Below are 20,273 nucleotides of genomic sequence, written 5' to 3'. Positions count from 1 at the left end.
AGAACTGCAGATAGAGTTACAGTTATATCTTAGCGTTTATGTTCTATATAGATTTGCTTTTCAGGTAGCCAAGGCTGACAAATAACACTACGACTTCAACGATCGGCATAACAAACCACAGGCTGGATGCACCCAGACACAATGGAAATACAAGGATACAGATACTGCTTAAGATGATATTTCGGAGCAGTGAGATGCACAGGGATTGTGCAGATCGCAGTATCGCCTGTAAATAGTAAGAAGTCAGCAGGTTAATGCCAAATGGCAGGAATGCAAAAAAGTAGGTTCGTATACCCAGATTTGCAATATCAGTCAGTGTTGGATTCATTTTAATAAAAATACGACAGACCGCAGTCGGGAATAAGATTCCACTAAGCGAGAAGATGGCACCCATTATAAGGATAGTGGTATATGCCATCTTTTTTATTCCTTTGATTCGGACCCCATTTCCTGCACCATAATTAGTAGAGATAACAGGCTGGATCGACTGACCGACTCCGGTAAACAGGGAGTTGAACAGGATTACACAGTTTGAGATCACGCTGTAGATCGAGAGTGCATTTTCACCGCAGTATTTCAGGATCTGGATATTAAACAGCAGTACGATGAATCCATTTGCAAATTCATTGAAAAAACTTGGGATACCACCGACAATAATATGACGGATACTGGGAATCGTGTGAATCGGTCGGATGAAATGAAGACCGTTTTTGCGTGAGAAAAAGTGTGAGCCACCGACAATTACCTGGATAGTCATACCGAGAACGGAAGCGAATGCGGCACCGCCCATTCCCATATGCATAGGAAATACAAAAATGATATCCAGTGCGATATTTACGACGCCGCCAAGCAGAACTCCCGCCATTGCACGGTTTGGATCATTGTCGGCACGGATAAAGATTGCTACATAATTTGAAAATACAGCAACCGGAAGGAAAATGTTGATATAACGCATGTAGGACATGGCGTATGGGAATAAGGTGTCATTTGCTCCCATCAGATGAAGCAGCTTAGGCATGCAGGTGGCATAGATCAGCCATAATAGGGTAGTAACAGCCGTAATCAGGAAAAAAGAGATTGTAAAATAACGATTGGATTTCTGATGATTACCACTTCCCCTGTGAACACTCATCTGTACAGAGCCGCCGACACCAAACAGGATTCCGGTTGACATCAGGATGCAGAGAAGTGGTGTTGTAATACTTAGGGCAGCAAGAGCATCTGCGCCGACACCTTTTCCAATGACGATCGCATCTGTCAGTGTATAAATAGACATAACCATGGCACTTCCAAGTGATGGTATCAGAAATTTGAAGTATAATTTTTTCAGATTGTCTTTTAATAAATCCATTATAAGTCCTCCTATGCTGTGCTGTTCACAAAAAAAGAGCCAGATAAGATAATCTTATCTGGCTCATAACATTCATGTCCATCCGGGAATCCTGAATAACATTCAGAACACCTTGCAAGGTATATCATATATACCGTCCGATTCGTGCCTATTATACCAAGTTGATAGAAAATGTCAATCAATTTTATGGCATTTTTTGTATGCGGGTGTTATAATAGCATCCGCAAAAAACACAGTGAGGTAGGAATAAATGAATTTTATTAAGAAAAACTGGATAGGAATTCTGGTGTGTTTTATCATAGCAGTTCCTTCATGGTTAATTGGAAAACGGTTTCCGGTTGTCGGCGGACCGATCATTGCGATATTAGCCGGTATGTTGATCGCACTCGTATGGACGGATAAGGGAAAGGCAGAAGCCGGTATCAAATGGACATCAAAGATTGTTTTGCAGACAGCCGTTGTATTATTAGGATTTGGCATGAATCTCGGAGTAATCCTGCAGACAGGAAAACAGTCGCTTCCGATCATTATCTGTACGATCGGTACATCCTTATTGATCGCATGGATCCTTCGAAAGGTGATGAAGGTTCCGGCAAATACTTCGATTCTTGTCGGTGTTGGATCTTCTATCTGTGGTGGTTCCGCAATCGCAGCAACAGCACCGGTTATAGATGCAGATGACGATGAAGTCGCACAGGCTATTTCTGTTATCTTTTTCTTTAACGTGCTTGCGGCTATCTTCTTCCCGATCATAGGAAAAGCAATAGGATTTGATACGGCATCCGGTGATGCATTTGGAATATTTGCGGGAACAGCCATCAATGATACATCTTCTGTAACAGCGGCGGCATCAACATGGGACAGCATGTGGAATCTTGGAAGTGAGACTCTCAATAAGGCAGTAACGGTAAAACTGACCAGAACACTGGCAATTATACCGATCACATTAGTGCTTGCGGCAGTTCGTGCAAGACAGGCGGCAAAGACAGAGCAGAAGACAAATGGATTCAGCTTGAAAAAAGCATTTCCTATGTTCATTCTGTATTTTGTGATCGCATCTATAATCACAACGATCTGTATCAGTCTGGGCGTAAATGCGGATGTATTTGCACCGTTAAAGGAGCTGTCCAAATTCTTCATTATCATGGCTATGGCGGCGATCGGGTTAAACAGCAATGTTATTAAGCTGATCAAAACCGGTGGCAAGCCGATTTTGCTAGGTGCATGCTGTTGGATCGGCATTACCTTGGTCAGCCTGCTTATGCAGCATGTTATGGGAATCTGGTAAAAGCATGTAAGAACGCCCTTGGGGCATATATGGCAGAAAACCTGTAACAGCAATATGCCCCATATGGTTTATACAACAGAACACAAGTGGTCTGTGAAATAAATCCATATGGGGCATATTATTGTTATACGATATTCGTATTACGAAAGAAATTAGTCGTTAGCTTTGCCAACTGATCCGAAAAGTTCCATCTTTTCTTTAACAGTAGCCTTGATAGCTTCGAAACCAGGAGCAAGAAGCTTTCTAGGATCAAATCCCTTACCTTCAAGATCCTTACCAGCCTCGATGTACTTTCTTGTAGCATCTGCGAATGATAACTGGCACTCTGTGTTAACATTGATTTTTGAAACGCCAAGTGAGATAGCTTTCTTGATCATGTCAGCAGGGATACCTGTACCACCGTGAAGAACTAATGGCATAGTACCTGTCTTCTGCTGGATAGCATCAAGTGTTTCGAATGAAAGACCCTTCCAGTTTGCTGGGTACTTACCATGGATGTTACCGATACCGGCAGCAAGCATATCTACGCCAAGATCAGCGATGATCTTACACTCTTCTGGATCTGCGCACTCGCCCATACCAATAACACCGTCTTCTTCACCACCGATTGAACCAACTTCACACTCGATAGAAAGACCAAGCTGATGAGCAACATTAACAAGCTCTGTTGACTTAGCAAGGTTCTCTTCGAATGGATAGTGTGAACCATCGAACATGATAGATGTGAATCCGGCCTTAACACACTTGTAGCATCCTTCATATGTTCCGTGATCAAGGTGAAGAGCTACAGGAACTGTAATTCCTAAAGAATCGTGCATAGCCTTAACCATAGCTGCAACTGTTTCAAATCCAGTCATATACTTTCCAGCGCCTTCTGAAACACCAAGGATTACAGGAGACTGAAGTTCCTGAGCTGTAAGAAGAACAGCCTTTGTCCATTCAAGGTTATTGATGTTAAACTGACCAACGGCATATTTTCCAGCCTTAGCCTTTTCCAACATTTCTTTTGCTGAAACTAACATTATAAATTCCTCCATTATAAAAATTATTTTGGGCTTTCATCTGCCCGAATTGTCCACATTTATAATGTAAAAATCCGGTTAGATAACCCTACTCTGTCGCCATTATACATTATTTATTTCCAAAATAAAAGCCATTTACAAAAACTTGATAAAAATAAAAAAATACTGCGCCATAATAACCCTGATGTCGCAGCGTAGTATTTTATCATTATGTAAAACATTTATAAAAGAATCCGCCATTTCCTTGAAATGCTAAAACTGGGATGGTAAAATTTTTATAATATAATTCGTGGAGGAAACAATATATGCTTCAGTTAAAGAAGATTGTGAAGGACTATCAGACCGGAGATGAAGTGGTAAAGGCGTTAAAAGGCATTTCCATTAATTTCAGAAAGAATGAATTCGTATCGGTACTTGGTCAGTCCGGCTGTGGTAAGACAACGCTTCTTAATATTATAGGCGGACTTGATCAGTATACGAGTGGTGATCTGGTTATCAATGGCAGATCAACAAAAGAATTCAAGGCAAGAGACTGGGATTCATACCGGAATAATTCGATCGGTTTTGTATTCCAGAGTTACAATCTGATTCCGCATCAGACGGTTCTCGCAAATGTCGAGCTGGCGCTGACCTTATCCGGTGTATCCAAATCCGAGCGTAGAAAACGTGCAAAAGAGGTGTTGGAAAAGGTTGGTCTGGGCGATCAGATCTATAAGAAGCCGAATCAGATGTCCGGTGGACAGATGCAGCGAGTAGCGATCGCCAGAGCATTGATCAATGATCCTGATATCCTGCTTGCAGATGAGCCGACCGGAGCCCTGGACTCCGAAACCAGTGTCCAGATCATGGAGCTGTTAAAGGAGATCGCAGAAGAAAAGCTGGTCATCATGGTAACACACAATCCGGAGCTTGCAGACAAATATTCTACAAGAATCGTGAAGCTGTTAGATGGTAAGATCATAGATGATTCCGCACCATTTTCAGATGAAGACGAAGCGAAAGAATCAGAAGAAGCATATGCACCGAGAAAGACATCTATGTCTGTATTTACGGCATTTTCCCTCAGCTTTAATAACCTGCTGACGAAGAAAGGACGAACCCTTTTAACGGCATTTGCCGGAAGTATCGGTATCATCGGTATCGCACTGATTCTGTCATTATCCAGTGGATTCCAGGGCTATATCAATGATGTGCAGGAGGAAACCCTGTCATCCTATCCAATCGAGATCCAGAAAAAGGCAATGGATTATTCTGACCTGATCTCGGAAATGGCGGGTAATACAAAGGAAGAAGATCTGAGTGATCATGACCCGGATCGTGTATACTCTGGTGATGTCATGGGCGATATGATGGTGTCCATGCTCTCAGAGGTAAAGGAAAACGATCTGGAAACATTTAAGAAATATATTGAAGATGATACAAATGGATTCAAGGATATCGTGAGTGATATCAAGTATACCTATGATACTCCGATGTATGTATTTAACGAAAATGCAGCAGGCGGTACACAGCAGGTAAATCCAAGTATCATGATGCGAGAGATGGGATTTGGCGATATGGAAGAATCCCAGAAATCCCTGTCAGGCTTCATGTCGGCATTCAGTTACGGAAATAATTCCATGGATATGTGGAAGCAGTTAATGAGTAATCGGGAGCTGTTGGAACAGCAGTACGATGTGCTTGCAGGACACTGGCCTCAGAATAAAAATGAAGTTGTACTGGTCGTTGATAAGAATAACGAGATCAGTGATTTTACCTTATATACATTAGGTGTCAGAAATGCTTCTGATCTTGGAGAGATGGTTCCGAAGATCATGGCAGGTAAAGATTACGATGCACCGGAGGAAATGAGCTTCTCCTATGATGATCTTTTAAATCTCAAATTCAAGCTCATTCTGCCGAGTGACATTTATCAAAAAAATGCAGACGGAACATGGGCAGACAAGAGTTCCGATGAAGATTATATGGCAGATGTGATCAGCAAAGGTCTGGATATTCAGGTTTGTGGTATCATCCGTCAGAGCGAATCCTCTTATGCAGCATCGATCGATGCGGGAATGATCGGTTATACCGCTGAACTTGCAGAGTATGTTGTATCCGAAAATGAAAAATCGGAGATCGTAAAACGGCAGCTTGACAATCCGGATACCGATGTATTTACAGGACTTCCGTTTTCAAACGGAGAAGATATCGACATGAGTCAGGTGGACATGCAGCAGATCGTTGCATCCATGAACCTGTCAGAGGAACAGCAGGCATATATTTCACAGATGTCTGATGAGCAGTTATTTGAAATGTTAAAGGAACAGGGCTATTTTGCACAGTCTACCGCAACCTATGATGATAATATCGAGAAGCTTGGATTTGCGGATCTGGCAAAGCCGTCCGTTATCAGCCTGTATTGTTCAGAATTCGCGGACAAGGATAAGCTGACAGATCTGATCGACAAATATAATGATTCACATTCAGACAGCGAGATCACTTATACCGATTATATCGGGCTGATGCTATCTTCCGTTACGAAGATCATCGATGCGATCACTTATGTATTGATCGCATTTGTAGCTATCTCGTTGATCGTATCATCGATCATGATCGGAATCATTACCTATATCTCTGTACTGGAGAGAACGAAGGAGATCGGTATTCTTCGAAGTATCGGAGCGTCGAAAAAGGATATTTCCCGTGTGTTTAACGCAGAGACATTTATTATCGGACTGGTATCCGGTGCGATCGGTATTCTGGTTACGGTGCTGTTAAATATCCCGATAAGCAAGGTGATAGAGAAATTTGTAAATGTGCCAAATGTATCTTCACTTCCGGTAAAGGGTGCGGTGATCCTTGTGATCATTAGTGTTGTGCTTACTTTGATCGGCGGTCTTATCCCATCTAAGATGGCAGCGAAGAAAGACCCTGTAATAGCACTTAGAAGTGAGTAACAGATAATTGTGAAATTAAAAATTATAAGTTATATATGAACAGTTTGAATTACCAAAACAGTGGCATTTGAGTCCGCCGGTCCTTAGATGGTGCATTAGCAGCATCTTAGTACCGTTGCAGGGCTAACTGAGACCTTAGCGAGGTTTACCGAGGTTAGTTCGAAGTTACACAGCGGGGAAACGAGCGGAAGCGTCCACTGGTTGGTAATGTCAATACTGTTCATATAAAAAAGAGAATATTTAATTCACAATTATCTGTCATGATAGAAAGGAGCGAGGCGGCATGAGTGCATATGTTGAGTTTAAGGATGTTAAGAAAATATATAAGACCGGCGAGGTTGAGATCCATGCTCTGCGGGATGTGAACTTCGAGATTGAAAAAGGAGAATTCTGTGTCATTGTTGGAGCGTCAGGAGCGGGAAAGACAACGATTCTGAATATCCTGGGCGGAATGGACACGCTGTCCGGCGGCAGTGTATATCTGGACGGAAAAGAAATCTCCGGGCTGAACAAGCGGCAGCTTACGGCATACAGGAGATATGATGTAGGATTTGTATTTCAGTTCTATAATCTGGTGCAGAATCTGACGGCACTGGAAAATGTAGAGCTTGCGGCACAGATCTGTAAGGACCCGTTAGATGCGGCAACGGTATTAAAGCAGGTAGGGCTTGAGGATCGTATGGCAAATTTCCCTGCACAGTTATCCGGTGGAGAGCAGCAGCGGGTAGCGATCGCCAGAGCACTTGCAAAGAATCCGAAGCTGCTTTTATGTGATGAACCGACCGGTGCGCTGGACTATAATACAGGAAAATCCGTACTCAAATTGCTTCAGGATACCTGTAGGAACACCGGAACTACGGTTATCGTTATCACACATAATCAGGCACTTACAGCAATGGCAGATCGTGTGATCACAGTTAAGAGCGGAACAGTAGAGAAGGTTGTTCTGAATGATAACATTAAAAATGTAGAAGATCTGGAATGGTAGGTATGTCTTATGAAATCAATGATGCGTCGTACGACATTTCGAGAAATTAAAAACAGTTTTGGACGGTTTGCAGCGATTCTCGCGATCATAGCGTTAGGTGTTGGTTTCTTTTCAGGCCTGAAGATGACCAAGCCGGCTATGGTAAAGACGATTACGGATTTCCTCAGTGATTCGGAATTCTATGATCTGCATCTGGTGTCTACGCTTGGCTATACAGATGAGGATGTGGAAGCATTTGCGGGTGAGGATGATGTCCGGTATGCAGAGGGCAGCTATTCATTTGATGTGCTTTATGATGGTATGGGTGATAATGAACGTGCACTCAAAACCTTGTCATTGCCGGAGCATGTGAATGACATCCGTCTGGTGGATGGCAGACTGCCGGAAGCGGATGATGAATGCGTAGTGGATGACAAGCTGACAGATGTGAGAATCGGTGATGTCATTACCGTGGCAGATACGAATGGTGATGCCACTGAGACAAAGCTCCGCTATAGGAAATTTACGGTTACTGGAACCGTACAGTCCTCCCTTTATATTAATTTTGAACGTGGAACGACTACTCTCGGGACCGGTAAATTAAGTGGATTTGTATATATGAAGCCGGAAGCATTTGACTGTGAATGCTACACTGACGTCTATGTCAGGTTTGATCAGGACTATGCGTTATACGATGATGCGTACGATACCTATATGGACGAGAAAAAGGATGCCTGGGATGCTATCTGTCATGACCGTGTTACGAAACGATATCAGGCGCTTCTGATGCAGACCGGGCTTACCGAAGATATGGTTGCCGGCGTAACCATAGATGACGCACCGGATGTCAGTTATTATATTCTTGGCAGGGAGACGAATGTCGGTTATGTCTGTTTTGAGAGTGATTCCGATATTGTGGATGGTGTAGCAAAGGTATTTCCGGTGTTCTTCGTATTGGTTGCTGTGCTTGTCTGTATGACGACGATGAATCGTATGGTCGAGGAACAGCGAACAATGATCGGAATGCTAAAGGCACTTGGATACAGTGAGCATACGATCATGAGCAAATATATGATCTATTCAGGGCTGGCAGCAGTTATCGGATGTATAGGAGGCTTTTTTGCAGGAACGTATGCATTCCCACGGGTAATCTGGAAAGCATATCATATGATGTATCTGAATATTAGCTTAAAATATATTGTAGACTGGAAGCTGGCAGGAATTGCTATGCTGGTATCTCTGGCATGTTCGGTAGGAACGACATGGTTTACCTGCCGGTATGAGCTGTCGGAGACTGCGGCAGGTCTGATGCGGCCGAAGGCACCGAAGGCGGGCAAACGTGTATTCCTTGAGAAAATATCATTTGTATGGAAACGATTAAAATTTCTGCATAAGGTATCGGTTCGAAATATCTTTCGGTATAAGAAGCGTTTCTTTATGATGGTAATAGGAATCAGCGGATGCACAGCCCTGCTTCTGACCGGATTTGGTATCAATGATTCGATCGCCGGTTTTGCAGATCGTCAGTTTGATGAGATCCAGATCTTAGACGGAACGATGACCCTTGCAGAGAGTGTTGATGATGTAAAGAAAACGAATGCAGCTTCTGAGGAAAATCAGAAGGATCAGCAGGAAGCAACGCAGACGGGTTCGGAATCAGCGGCAGCCGGTGATCTGTATGATAAATTAGACAAATATATGCAGGACTATGATTTTGTTGGTGAGACAAGCTGGGATCTGATAGAGTCCGATGGCATTAAGAGCATTAATCTAATTATTATGAAAGAACCGGAGCATTCGGACAAATATATGGATTTTCACAACAGTAAGAATGAGAAGGTCGCATATCCGGGCAAGGATGAGGCGGTTATCAACAGTGCTTTGGTAACCCGGTATGATCTGTCCGTTGGGGATACCATTACGATCCGGAACAGTGATATGAAAGAGATCAAGGCAAAGATTTCCGGCATCTTTGAAAATTATGTATATAATTATGTATATCTGTCGCCGGAAACATACATGGATCAGATGGGAGAAGCTCCGGTATATCATTCCGTCTATTTCAATCTGAAGCCTGATATGGATGCACATGAAGTGGCTGCCGATCTTATGAAAGAAAATGTAGTTTCTGCAGTAGTCGTGAATGGAGATATGCGCGAACGTATCAGCAATATGATGAAGAGTCTGGACTATATCGTTCTGGTCGTTATCCTGTCGGCGGCAGCACTGGCATTTATCGTGCTGTATAACCTGACAAATATCAATATTACAGAACGAATCCGGGAGATTGCAACCGTAAAGGTGCTTGGATTTTTCAGAAATGAAACCTCATCTTATGTGTTCCGTGAAAACTGGGTGCTGACGGCAATCGGAATAGCGGTCGGTCTGGTGCTCGGAGTATTTCTGCATAGCTTTGTTATGGATCAGATCCGTGTGGATATGGTTTCATTTGACACTTACATTTCACCGCTTAGTTATGTGTACAGCATTATTCTGACGTTTGCTTTTAATGGCTGTGTCAACCTGTTCATGTCGGTGAGACTGGAGCGGATCAATATGGCGGAGTCCTTGAAGTCTGTGGATTAAAGCGGATAAGATAAAAAATGCAAAGAACATATTGTATCGGGTTCTGTGTTGATACCATATGTTATAAGAAAACTGCAGGTGTACAGAGTGATTGCAGGCAGAAATATATATATGAAATGGCAGGAGGAAGAAAAAATGACAGTTACAAATGATATTAAGTACATCGGTGTGAATGACCATGAGATCGATCTGTTTGAGGGACAGTATATTGTGCCAAATGGCATGGCATATAATTCTTATGTGATCATGGATGAGAAGATTGCCGTTATGGATACGGTGGATCAGAATTTTACGGATGAATGGTTAGCAAAGCTGGAAACGGAGCTTGCAGGCCGGACACCGGATTACATCGTGGTTCAGCATATGGAGCCGGATCATTCGGCGAATCTTGCAAATTTCATGGAGAAGTATCCGACAGCAACAGTTGTTGCAACAGCGGCAGCATTTAACATGATGAAGAACTTCTTTGGAAAAGATTATGCTGATAGAAGAATGATGGTGAAAGAGGGAGATACCTTATCACTTGGAAAGCATGAGCTGACATTTGTCATGGCTCCGATGGTACACTGGCCGGAGGTTATGGTGACTTATGACAGCACAGATAAGGTATTATTCTCCGCGGACGGCTTCGGCAAATTCGGAGCCTTGGATGTAGAGGAGGACTGGGCATGTGAGGCTCGCCGTTACTACATCGGAATCGTAGGAAAGTTCGGTGCACAGGTTCAGGCATTGTTGAAGAAGACAGCAGGACTGGATATCCAGATCATCTGTCCGCTTCATGGACCGGTTCTGACAGAGAATCTCGGATACTACATCGGTTTATATGATACATGGTCATCGTATGGAGTGGAAACAGATGGCGTAGTGATCGCTTACACATCTGTTTATGGACATACAAAAGAAGCAGCAGAGCTTCTTGCAAAGAAGCTGACTGAAAAGGGATGTCCAAAGGTAGCAGTCAATGACCTTGCCCGCTGTGATATGGCAGAGGCAGTAGAGGATGCGTTCCGTTATGGCAAACTGGTGCTTGCAACAACGACCTATAACGGTGACATTTTCCCATTTATGAGAGAGTTCATCAATCACCTGACAGAGCGTAATTTCCAGAACCGCACGATCGGTCTGATCGAGAATGGCGCATGGGCTCCAATGGCTGCAAAGGTTATGAAGGGTATGTTTGAAAACAGCAAGAATCTGACATTTACTGATACAACAGTTCAGATCAAGGCGGCATTAAATGACGCAAGCCTTGCACAGATCGATGCACTGGCAGATGAACTGTGTAAATAATCGATTCTTATATAGAAGTATTGTTCTACCACTATGATAAAGAGGTCGTACATATAAATGACAGAATGGAGAAACTATGAGTCTGGTAAAAATCTGTGGAATCACAGAAGAACAGGAAGTTGAATATGTAAATGAAGCCGGCGTGGATTTTATGGGAATGGTGATGTTCTTTCCGAAAAGCAAGCGGAATATCACAGTAGAAAAAGCATCTTCCCTTATAAAAAAACTGAACCCTGCGGTCACATCCGTAGCGGTAACGGTAGAACCGACGCTCGATCAGATCCGGGAGATCGAAGCTGCCGGAATTCAGATGATCCAGATTCATGGGGATGTCAGCGAAGAACTGCTGCAGGAGATCCGTATTCCTGTTATCAAAGCATTTAATGTACATGATCTGTCTTCTTATGAGAGATATCATCAGGCGGACATAGTAAAAGGATATATCTTTGATGCACAGACACCGGGCAGCGGGAAGACCTTTGACTGGTCTGTGCTCTCCGATATTCCGCACGATGAGAAGTTTGCCCTTCTTGCCGGAGGTTTAAATCCTGACAATGTGGCAGAGGCATTTGCCGCAACTCATGTGGATGGTGCAGACACCAGCTCCGGTGTGGAGAACGACACCGGAATCGGCAAAGACCGGGAGAAGATCCTGAGATTTGTGGAGAATGTGAAGAATCAGTAAGAGATGTATTATTTCAGGCACTCTGTGGGCAGTGATACGTTTTTGAGCAGACATTGGTTATTTTCATTGACTGCTTGAAAGGTATCATGCTTATAGGGTGCTGTTTTATTGTGCGATTCGCAGCAATGCTTTTCGTACATCATCCAGATAATTTCTTCCGACCGTCTGGGTTTGTTTATTTGCAAGATAGATCGTGGAGCCGGATAATGAGGTGACATGATTTATATTGACAATGCAGGACTTGTGACACCGTATAAATGGTTCGGGCAGATGCTGTTCCATGTTTTTCAGCGAGGTTCGTTCTGTGTATAATCCGGAAGCTGTTGTGATACAGCAGTCATGCCCCAACCTGCTTATGGAAATGATATCATTGAACGGAATCCGTGTGATGTTATTGTCCTTATGCAGGCAATAATAGTCTGAAGAATGCAGTGAAATATACTGATCCAGGCAACGTTCGATTGCTTCAGGTGAAACAGGTTTTAATAAATAGTTGATTGCCTGTGCCTGATATCCGTCAAAGACATATTCACGGAAGGCTGTAAGAAAAATAATATCTCCTTGATATCCGTTTTTCCTTAATTGTGTACAGATATCGATTCCATTTTTGATGTGATCATCGGCAGGTATATTCGTGTCGGCATTTTTCAGTTCAATATCGGAAAACAGCAAATTACAATCTTTCATAAATGCTGATCCTAAAATAGAAGTTTCATCGTGAAACCATTTGACAGAAACAGCATATTCCTTTTTCTCAGCCCAGTTATGTATAACTTCCGCTAATTGTTTATAATGTTTTGGAATGTCTTCCAGTACAGCGATATTTATATTCATTCGATCAATTCATCCTTTCGTTTAAGTGGCAACAATATCTGGATCATAAAGGTATCCGTCGTTGGTTGAATGTTAAAAATACCATTATGATCGTTTATAATACTTTGGATTCTCGACAGCCCCAATCCATGTTCGGGTGTATCCTCTATGGTTTTCGTTGATAGGAAATGATTCTTCTTATCTATTCTGTAATATCCATTTGTCCGGTTGCTTATGGCGATGGAAAGCATATTCTGAAATGGTTTCATCGAAAAATCAATCGAGCGTTGTTCTGTTTCCGGAAGCTGTTCACATGCTTCGATGGCATTGTCAAATAAATTACCAAGTAAGGAACATAATTCAATATCCGATAGCGGAATGTTGTCCGGCAGAAATACCGAGTATTCAACCTGAATCTGTGCAGATTTACATTGGATCAGTTTATTTGTGAGGATGCTGTCTACCGTGGAGTTGCCGCTCGCAAGAATGTAGTGGTTGTTATTTACGGTTGCGGTCAGGTCCCGGATAAATGCCTCTGCTTCCGGATATGCATGATTTACCATCAGGGCGTGAAGGGTGTCCAGATGATTGCTGATGTCATGCTTCAGATAGCGAAGCTCTGATATGGAGCTGATGATCTGGTCGTATTGCTTACGCTCCATTTCTGATAGGAGCTGTTGCCTGGACAATTGGATATTTTTCTCACGTTCTATGCCGAGATGGTACAGGTATATTGTCAGGGAGACAAATAAGATCAAGATCAGGAAACAGATGGCAGACAGAAGATCTGCATAGGTTTCCGGGCTTCCGGTATGGATATTTACCTGACCGGCAACGATAAGATTTTCAATCACGATGCATAAGACTGACAACAGAACGAAGATTATTTTTTCTGTTCGTGAGAGCTTGAAGGCTCTGGATGAGAAACAGAGCAGAATGGATGTCAATACCGTAAGGGTCAGAAGATACAGGATCGTAACCGAGCTTTGTACTGCATAATCCGTCAGCATCCCATCGGCATCTGTGTGCAGCCATTCTACAGGGAATATGGTCGCTGTGAATTTGGAAGCAAGTTCTACTATGCAGAATATAACGACCCAGAACAGATTGCTGATCTGGAACGTAAAGAATATACAGGTATACAGGTAATGTAAGACCAATAGTATAGTCAGGGATTTGATGATAACGGGAGCCTGCATGACATCCAGTAATAAGGCACATTCTGCCAATACGAGAACCGACAGGATCTGTAACAGATAAGAATATCTGAAGCTTCGCCGGTTTAATTTTCCGTTTGCAAGTATCAGAAAAAGAAATGATACCCAGATATTTATAATAAATTCTGCAATATAGTCACTCAAAAATATCCCCTCGCATTCCCATATCGTTTGTGTTCATTTTCGATAAATCTACACTTCTACAATATTTATTGTAACATACCAGCCTTTGCTGTGAAGACTATAATTTCATTTCCGTATGTTGTTTGCATCCGGCAGGATGTTGTTTGCGCCGGCGTGCCTTGAACAGGGGAATGTGGATGGTATGATGATGAAAATCATTTACTTGCAAGGGATGATCTTTCAGGTGTATGGAATGAGCCATGGCCGTAAAATTGTCTGCTTGCAAGGTTGTTTAGGAAGGAGGGCATATCTATGATATTCGGACATGTATTAAAGAAACACATAAGCATGAATCCTGTCATATCCGGGTTGTTATTGTTGGGCGTTGTCATATGTGTATATTGTATCAGTATCATGCTTGGTCTGGCAGTTGGACAGTATCAGTTGGCTACCTGTAGCAATACGGAAGCATCTCTGACGATCGATATAGACGAGAAAAACGGTATAAATATGGATGAGATGTCTGCATATCTGAACAGCATTTCAAAGAAAGGCATGGTAAATGTATTATATTTCACAAGATTGGAAAACAAAAAAGTATTGGTAGGCTGGGATGGAACAAAAGGAAACAATTGGTTCCCGATTACTTCAGGAAATTTTTTTAACAAGGAGGAACAGGCAGCAGGTGAATATGTTGGTTTTGTATCTGATAATATGAAAAATGCAATAGCCGGAAGCGGAAGCTTTGAGGCAGGCGAGCATACATATGAAGTAATCGGTATGGGCTGGATCATTCCATGGTCCTTTGCTTCAGCCAGATCATCACAGTCACAGATCGACATTTTAGGGGAAGAAGCCGGTGAGGAAATGCAATATATGTTGATCCCATATAAATGCTATAAAGAAGAATTTCAACCGGAACAGATTTTGGCGCAATTCAATTATGCATCTTATGAGGATTTGAAGAAATATGCAGAAAAAATACAGGATATGTTTCCATCGACACAAGTATATTTACCCGATAGCAATTCCGATGATGTGCTGGAAGAAGGACGGACGCAATATGAAATACTGGCATTTCTTTTGTGTATGATCGCCGGGATAACAGTGATCAGACTCATGGCAGAATGGATCACAACTTATAAAAAAGAGATCACCGTTTTGTGGTTGTGTGGGATGCCAAAAGTACGGTGCATGTTATTGATATATGGACACTGGCTTTTATATTATGGCGTTGGCAGTATCATTGCGATTATTCTGCAATATCTTACATTTCCATTACTTCAATATGTCTATGGAAATGCGTTCCCAATGCCTGACAGCCTGATATATATATTAGCTGTTATGTTTGGATTTTCGATATTATGCACGTTAAGACCGATGGGAAAGGTGGTTCGTTTATATACAAAGGGGGAGATCGTATGAATTTTCTTCGGATATGCAGGTATTTATATACAAAGAAGTTATTTGGGGAGATCGTTTTATTCATTCAGTTGATATGTATGCTTGAAATGTCATTTGTTGTATTAAAACCGGTCGATTCATATTTGATGGAGAAAAAGCAGGTAAAAGCGGTATATACATTAGACTTTGATTCTATGGTTCATTTTAGCAAGAATAATTCAATATATGCGCAGGAAATGACCGGAAATGGAACTGCGGCAAAAGAGATTTATGAGCTGCTGCGGGAGTCGAACGGTGTGAAAAAAGTAGATCGATGTGCATTTGAAAATGGTACTTATATGCAGACGGATGGGAAGATGAGCAGCGCAAATCTGGTTTTATATTCGAGTGAAATGTTAGATGTTATCCAGTTAAATACGGAATCAGCGGCGTTGAAAAATGTATCGGAAGGATATGTTCCGATATTGGTCAGCGATTCTTTGGCAGAGGAATTACCAGTTGGAACAAAGACGGAAATCAATCTTGCTTTTGATAATACGATAAAAATACCGTGTGAAGTGGTGGGTATCTTACAGGAAGACAGTGCGGTTCCTGTGGTTTTCAGTTATGGAGATATCATGGAACTGGGAGATATGGCAGTTCCGTCGAAAGATTTATCGGAATACAGATTTATTGTATTTGGCAAGGCTATGGATGAATTATTTGCTCGTTTGACAAATGTTAATTTCCTGATAGAACCGGAAGAACATATATCGGGAGAAAATCTGGCAACCTCTTTGCAAAGCAAAATGAGAAATTATGGAACTTTAAATACTTATCGGACGATAGCAGCAGGAGCTTTTAAGAATATGCTGGAAGAAAATGCATGGTATGTGCTGGCATTTGCTTTGTTGACCTTGATCGCAGTATTTGGATATGGAGGGTATCTGTATCTTATGATCGCACAGAAGAAAAATGAGTTTGCAGTATTTTATATATTAGGAATGACAAGAAAGAAGATGATAGCGGTTATCTTCTCATCCGGTGCAATTTTGCTGGCTGTGTCATTTGGAATAGCGGTACTTTTATATCCATGGTTTACAAAAACGGTATTAAAAATACAGGAGAGTTACGGATACATAGGGATATTTAGTTATGGATTTTCAGCAGGTGTGCTTTTGTTTATTTTGCTATTGAGCATATGGATGGGATTCCGGCGCACCGGAAAACAGGCGGAGATTGAATTATTAAAGGGTGGTGACTGATATGATCGAATTAGAAAAGATTGAAAAAATATATAATGCAGGAAAAGCAACCGAGACGCATGCATTAAAGGATATTAATCTGAGAATAGAAGAGGGGGATATGGTTGCCATTACGGGACCTTCCGGTTCCGGAAAATCAACTCTGCTGCATATTATTGCGGGAATTGATTCGCCGAGTTCCGGAGAATATCGTTTTTGTGGGAAACTGGTTTCTGATATGTCTGATAAAGAAAGATGCAGAATACGCAATCAAAAGATAGGGATGATCATGCAGGATTTTGGACTTCTTGGAAACGATACAGTTCTGCGAAATGTATGTCTGCCCGAAGTGATCGGAGGACGATATAACCGCAAATTTGAAAATAAAGCAAAGGAGATATTGTCGGCTGTCGGGCTTTCAGGACTAGAGCAAAAAAAGACAAATCAGTTATCCGGTGGACAAAGACAGAGGGTTGCGATCGCCAGAGCATTGGCAATGGATGCAAAAATAATTATTGCAGATGAACCAACGGGAGCGTTAGATTCTGAAAATACCGATAGTCTTATGGATTTATTGTTGGAACTAAACAGACAGGGGATAACGATCATTATCGTATCGCATGATCCAAAGGTTGCGATGCGGTGTCCGATCCGGTACAGGATAGAGGATGGAAGAATTGAATGAGTATATTTATCACCTGAAAATTGTTGAGTTTATAAAAATTACCACCTGAAAAATGCTATAGACGAACAAATTACCACCTGAAAAATGTTGATAAAATATAAATAAAAGCATATAATATTGGCATAACTGCTACGGATAAGTGCAAAGGTGGTATGAAGTTATGGAAAGAGATTTATTTATAAAGTTAGAAAAATGGAAGGATAAGAAAAAAAGAAAACCTTTAATTATCCAAGGTGCCAGACAAGTTGGAAAAACATGGATTATGAAGGAATTTGGTGCGCGATATTTTAAGAATACAGTATATATTAACTTTGATAATAATGAAATTATGAAAAGGGTATTTCAAATTGATTTTGATATTGCGCGTATTGTATCTGCTATTAAAATTGAGTATGGAAAAAGTTTTGAAGCAGCAGATACATTGATTATATTTGATGAAATACAAGAAGCGCCTGAGGCTCTTACATCGTTAAAATATTTTTATGAAAATGCACCACAATATGCCATAATTGCTGCAGGATCATTATTAGGAGTAGCACTTCATAGTGGTACTTCATTTCCTGTTGGAAAGGTAGACTTCATGCAGCTTTATCCTTTGAATTTCAGCGAGTTTTTATGCGCAAATGGTGAAAATGAGTTGGCAAAATTATTACAATCGCGTGATTATGAAATGATAAATGCCTATTCTATAAAATATACGGAGCTATTAAAAAAATATTACTATATAGGTGGAATGCCAGAAGTTATTCAAACATATTTAGATACAGATGACTTTAATGAAGTAAGAGAAATCCAGAAGAATTTACTGAAGTATTATGAAGAGGATTTTAGTAAGCATGCACCCAGAGATGTAATTCCAAGAATTATGATGGTATGGAATTCTATTCCGGCTCAGCTTGCAAAAGAAAATCGTAAGTTTATTTATGGTTGTGTGAGGGAAGGCGCCAGAGCAAAGGATTTTGAATTAGCAATCCAATGGTTGGAAGATGCCGGTTTGATTATAAAAAGTTATCGTGTTAGTAAACCGGATATTCCTTTGATTGCATATATGGAGATGAGCAGCTTCAAGATGTTTATGATTGATGTAGGGCTTCTTGGGGCAAAGGGAAATATTGCAGCAAAAGTGTTGCTGGATGGGTGTAGAATTTTTGAAGAATTTAAAGGAGCATTGACAGAACAGTTTGTTGCACAGCAGTTAAAAGCAGCTGATAGAGAATTGTATTATTACTCTACAGAAAATTCCAGTGGGGAGATTGACTTTTTGATACAACAGGAGATGCAGTGTATTCCTATTGAGGTAAAAGCAGAAGAAAACCTACGAGCAAAGAGTTTGCGAGCTTTTTGTGAAAAATATAAACCTGAAATGGCAATACGATCTTCTATGTCGAAATTTAGAAAACAAGATTGGATGGTGAATGTTCCATTGTATATGCTGGATCAATTTCTCAGCACCCTATGAGTAACCATAGGGTGCTTTCAGAAATTTACTTCAACACCGTGCCATCTGCAAGAGTGATGGTGTAGCCGTTGAAATTGATCGTGCCATTATTGGTAAGGCTGCTGATCGTGCAGTTACCAGTCAGATTCCAGGTGCTTCCGGAATCAATCGTAACAACGGCATTGTCGGAGACAGCAGTACCACCATCGGCATTATCGATAATGTTGATCGTTCCGTTAAAGGTGCTGTTATCAGATAATGTCATATCAAGCGTGGAGATCGTATCCACAACGATATCCACCGTCTAAGGTCTGGTCGCTTGCGGAAAATGTTACCTGTGCGCCATTTGCTCCAGCGGTACCCCAGCCATGGGAAGCGGAGTTGCCGCAAATATTCATCAGGTAGCTGTCGCTGTCTTTATTTGTGATCGTTCCATCGGAAAGAGAGATCACACAATTCGTATTTGTAATGTAAATATCGCTGCACGAGGATTAGAGTGGAAACGACTTACGAAATAATAGGTAGATGATATAGATGTACAGGAACTATTTAATTTACTTGTATTCTAAAAGGGAATCCTTAAACGAACTTTAAAACAGAGAAAAATACTGTCGGTGACAAGATAAAAATTCGCTTACCTGTATGCGCGGTTATAAAACAATCCGTTTCTTGTGTTGAAATACAAAAATGGAAGGATACATTACTATTATGCAGCAAGCCTTTTCTAACGCCAGTTCTTAGTGAGCCGCCAAAGGCGGGGAACTTAGCACCGTTGCGTTAGAATAGAGTGCCAACGTCTTGCGTAATAATGGGTAATGTGTTCTTCCATTTTTAAGATTCGGAAAAACGGATTGTTTTATAACTGTGCGTAAAAAAGCACAAAAAAATCGGCGCGACAGGATTTGAACCTGCGACCTCTTCGTCCCGAACGAAGCGCTCTACCAAGCTGAGCCACGCGCCGAAAGAAAATCCATACTCAAATGTATGGATCTCAATACCTGTACTAGTATAAATATTTATTCTGAAAAAAGCAAGTGTTTTATTTGAAAGAATGAAAAATAATAAAAAAATGTGCAATACTAGCCGTTTGTCCAGTGTACAGTGCGCCAAAACAAGTGATATAATGAGTGAATAACCCCGGCAAGCAATTACACAGCATGCCTGCTAGCAGGCATGCTGTGTAATTATTTGCCGGGCAAACAGACATGAGCATGAAGGACGAAAGTCCGGAAAGCGAATGGC

The 20,273-nt window shown here is 41.5% G+C and carries 17 protein-coding genes and 1 tRNA gene; 10 read left to right on the top strand and 8 right to left on the bottom strand.

The features are described 5' to 3' along the window. Positions 1–43: 43 nt before the first annotated feature. A complete protein-coding gene (locus DWW43_RS08205) occupies positions 44–1,351 on the bottom strand; it encodes an MATE family efflux transporter (protein ID WP_008401786.1) in 1,308 nt (435 codons plus the stop codon). Between the two features lie 250 nt (positions 1,352–1,601). Between DWW43_RS08205 and DWW43_RS08200 the strand changes: the two genes are divergently transcribed. Continuing rightward, entirely contained in the window at positions 1,602–2,639 is a 1,038-nt protein-coding gene (locus DWW43_RS08200; RefSeq protein WP_008401789.1) for a YeiH family protein, read from the top strand. A gap of 152 nt (positions 2,640–2,791) precedes the next feature. Here DWW43_RS08200 and fba read toward each other — a convergent pair whose 3' ends face one another. Then, complete coding sequence (gene fba / locus DWW43_RS08195; RefSeq protein WP_021944348.1) at positions 2,792–3,661, bottom strand: class II fructose-1,6-bisphosphate aldolase; 870 nt, start codon at positions 3,659–3,661, stop codon at positions 2,792–2,794. A 305-nt stretch (positions 3,662–3,966) separates the two neighbouring features. On the opposite strand from fba, the gene DWW43_RS08190 reads away from it, so the two are divergent. The 5 genes from DWW43_RS08190 (at position 3,967) to DWW43_RS08170 (ending at position 12,128) form a co-directional block, all read left to right on the top strand. After that, a complete protein-coding gene (locus tag DWW43_RS08190) occupies positions 3,967–6,600 on the top strand; it encodes an ABC transporter ATP-binding protein/permease (protein WP_008401791.1) in 2,634 nt (877 codons plus the stop codon). 283 nt (positions 6,601–6,883) lie between these two features. Next, the gene (locus DWW43_RS08185) at positions 6,884–7,588 is read left to right on the top strand and encodes an ABC transporter ATP-binding protein (RefSeq protein ID WP_008401792.1); all 705 of its coding nucleotides are present in this window, start codon (positions 6,884–6,886) and stop codon (positions 7,586–7,588) included. Between the two features lie 9 nt (positions 7,589–7,597). Next, positions 7,598–10,153 carry an ABC transporter permease gene (locus tag DWW43_RS08180; RefSeq protein WP_207666009.1) on the top strand — a complete coding sequence of 852 codons (2,556 nt, stop codon included), beginning with the start codon at positions 7,598–7,600 and terminating at the stop codon, positions 10,151–10,153. A gap of 135 nt (positions 10,154–10,288) precedes the next feature. Continuing rightward, positions 10,289–11,443, top strand: coding sequence for an FprA family A-type flavoprotein (locus DWW43_RS08175; RefSeq protein ID WP_119963268.1), 1,155 nt, complete (start codon positions 10,289–10,291; stop codon positions 11,441–11,443). 76 nt (positions 11,444–11,519) lie between these two features. Further along, complete coding sequence (locus DWW43_RS08170) at positions 11,520–12,128, top strand: phosphoribosylanthranilate isomerase (RefSeq protein ID WP_119963267.1); 609 nt, start codon at positions 11,520–11,522, stop codon at positions 12,126–12,128. 105 nt (positions 12,129–12,233) lie between these two features. Here the strand turns inward: DWW43_RS08170 and DWW43_RS08165 are convergent, their stop codons facing one another. After that, positions 12,234–12,962, bottom strand: coding sequence for a LytTR family DNA-binding domain-containing protein (locus tag DWW43_RS08165; protein WP_119963266.1), 729 nt, complete (start codon positions 12,960–12,962; stop codon positions 12,234–12,236). Next, positions 12,959–14,302, bottom strand: a complete 1,344-nt coding sequence (locus tag DWW43_RS08160; RefSeq protein WP_119963265.1) for an ATP-binding protein — start codon at positions 14,300–14,302, stop codon at positions 12,959–12,961. The genes DWW43_RS08165 and DWW43_RS08160 overlap by 4 nt, the downstream gene beginning before the upstream one ends. Before the next feature lie 291 nt (positions 14,303–14,593). Between DWW43_RS08160 and DWW43_RS08155 the strand changes: the two genes are divergently transcribed. The 4 genes from DWW43_RS08155 to DWW43_RS08140 all read left to right on the top strand — a co-directional run bounded on the left by DWW43_RS08155 (position 14,594) and on the right by DWW43_RS08140 (position 19,052). Beyond that, the gene (locus DWW43_RS08155) at positions 14,594–15,706 is read left to right on the top strand and encodes an FtsX-like permease family protein (RefSeq protein ID WP_119963264.1); all 1,113 of its coding nucleotides are present in this window, start codon (positions 14,594–14,596) and stop codon (positions 15,704–15,706) included. Beyond that, a complete protein-coding gene (locus DWW43_RS08150) occupies positions 15,703–16,929 on the top strand; it encodes an ABC transporter permease (protein WP_165853046.1) in 1,227 nt (408 codons plus the stop codon). Before DWW43_RS08155 ends, DWW43_RS08150 begins: the two co-directional genes overlap by 4 nt. A gap of 1 nt (position 16,930) precedes the next feature. Beyond that, on the top strand, positions 16,931–17,593 hold the full coding sequence (locus tag DWW43_RS08145) for an ABC transporter ATP-binding protein (protein ID WP_008401800.1): 663 nt from the start codon (positions 16,931–16,933) through the stop codon (positions 17,591–17,593). Between the two features lie 160 nt (positions 17,594–17,753). After that, positions 17,754–19,052 carry an AAA family ATPase gene (locus DWW43_RS08140; protein WP_008401801.1) on the top strand — a complete coding sequence of 433 codons (1,299 nt, stop codon included), beginning with the start codon at positions 17,754–17,756 and terminating at the stop codon, positions 19,050–19,052. A 25-nt stretch (positions 19,053–19,077) separates the two neighbouring features. Here DWW43_RS08140 and DWW43_RS08135 read toward each other — a convergent pair whose 3' ends face one another. The 4 genes from DWW43_RS08135 to DWW43_RS12190 form a co-directional block, all read right to left on the bottom strand. Next, the gene (locus DWW43_RS08135; protein ID WP_133302409.1) at positions 19,078–19,320 is read right to left on the bottom strand and encodes a hypothetical protein; all 243 of its coding nucleotides are present in this window, start codon (positions 19,318–19,320) and stop codon (positions 19,078–19,080) included. Then, positions 19,298–19,483, bottom strand: a complete 186-nt coding sequence (locus DWW43_RS12030) for a hypothetical protein (RefSeq protein ID WP_133302408.1) — start codon at positions 19,481–19,483, stop codon at positions 19,298–19,300. Before DWW43_RS12030 ends, DWW43_RS08135 begins: the two co-directional genes overlap by 23 nt. A 435-nt stretch (positions 19,484–19,918) precedes the next feature. Then, a tRNA-Pro gene (locus DWW43_RS08130) sits at positions 19,919–19,992 on the bottom strand. Positions 19,993–20,070: 78 nt separating this feature from the next. Next, the coding region (locus tag DWW43_RS12190; protein ID WP_207666008.1) for a hypothetical protein at positions 20,071–20,273 on the bottom strand (203 nt) is incomplete at its 5' end.

The organism is Clostridium sp. AF15-41, from assembly GCF_003604095.1.
In the GTDB taxonomy this organism is placed as follows: Bacteria; Bacillota; Clostridia; order Lachnospirales; family Lachnospiraceae; genus Coprococcus.
Note: the sequence above shows the minus strand (reverse complement) of the source record. Positions and strands in the feature narration are given on the sequence as shown.

Bases quoted from the DNA above. Each gene is read 5' to 3' on its own strand.
- DWW43_RS08180 (WP_207666009.1), top strand. From the start codon at position 7,598: ATGAAATCAATGATGCGTCGTACGACATTTCGAGAAATTAAAAACAGT.
- DWW43_RS08185 (WP_008401792.1), top strand. From the start codon at position 6,884: ATGAGTGCATATGTTGAGTTTAAGGATGTTAAGAAAATATATAAGACC.
- DWW43_RS08140 (WP_008401801.1), top strand. From the start codon at position 17,754: ATGGAAAGAGATTTATTTATAAAGTTAGAAAAATGGAAGGATAAGAAA.
- DWW43_RS08190 (WP_008401791.1), top strand. From the start codon at position 3,967: ATGCTTCAGTTAAAGAAGATTGTGAAGGACTATCAGACCGGAGATGAA.
- DWW43_RS08170 (WP_119963267.1), top strand. From the start codon at position 11,520: ATGAGTCTGGTAAAAATCTGTGGAATCACAGAAGAACAGGAAGTTGAA.
- DWW43_RS08205 (WP_008401786.1), bottom strand. From the start codon at position 1,351: ATGGATTTATTAAAAGACAATCTGAAAAAATTATACTTCAAATTTCTG.
- DWW43_RS08165 (WP_119963266.1), bottom strand. From the start codon at position 12,962: ATGAATATAAATATCGCTGTACTGGAAGACATTCCAAAACATTATAAA.
- DWW43_RS08175 (WP_119963268.1), top strand. From the start codon at position 10,289: ATGACAGTTACAAATGATATTAAGTACATCGGTGTGAATGACCATGAG.
- fba (WP_021944348.1), bottom strand. From the start codon at position 3,661: ATGTTAGTTTCAGCAAAAGAAATGTTGGAAAAGGCTAAGGCTGGAAAA.
- DWW43_RS08145 (WP_008401800.1), top strand. From the start codon at position 16,931: ATGATCGAATTAGAAAAGATTGAAAAAATATATAATGCAGGAAAAGCA.
- DWW43_RS08200 (WP_008401789.1), top strand. From the start codon at position 1,602: ATGAATTTTATTAAGAAAAACTGGATAGGAATTCTGGTGTGTTTTATC.
- DWW43_RS08150 (WP_165853046.1), top strand. From the start codon at position 15,703: ATGAATTTTCTTCGGATATGCAGGTATTTATATACAAAGAAGTTATTT.
- DWW43_RS08155 (WP_119963264.1), top strand. From the start codon at position 14,594: ATGATATTCGGACATGTATTAAAGAAACACATAAGCATGAATCCTGTC.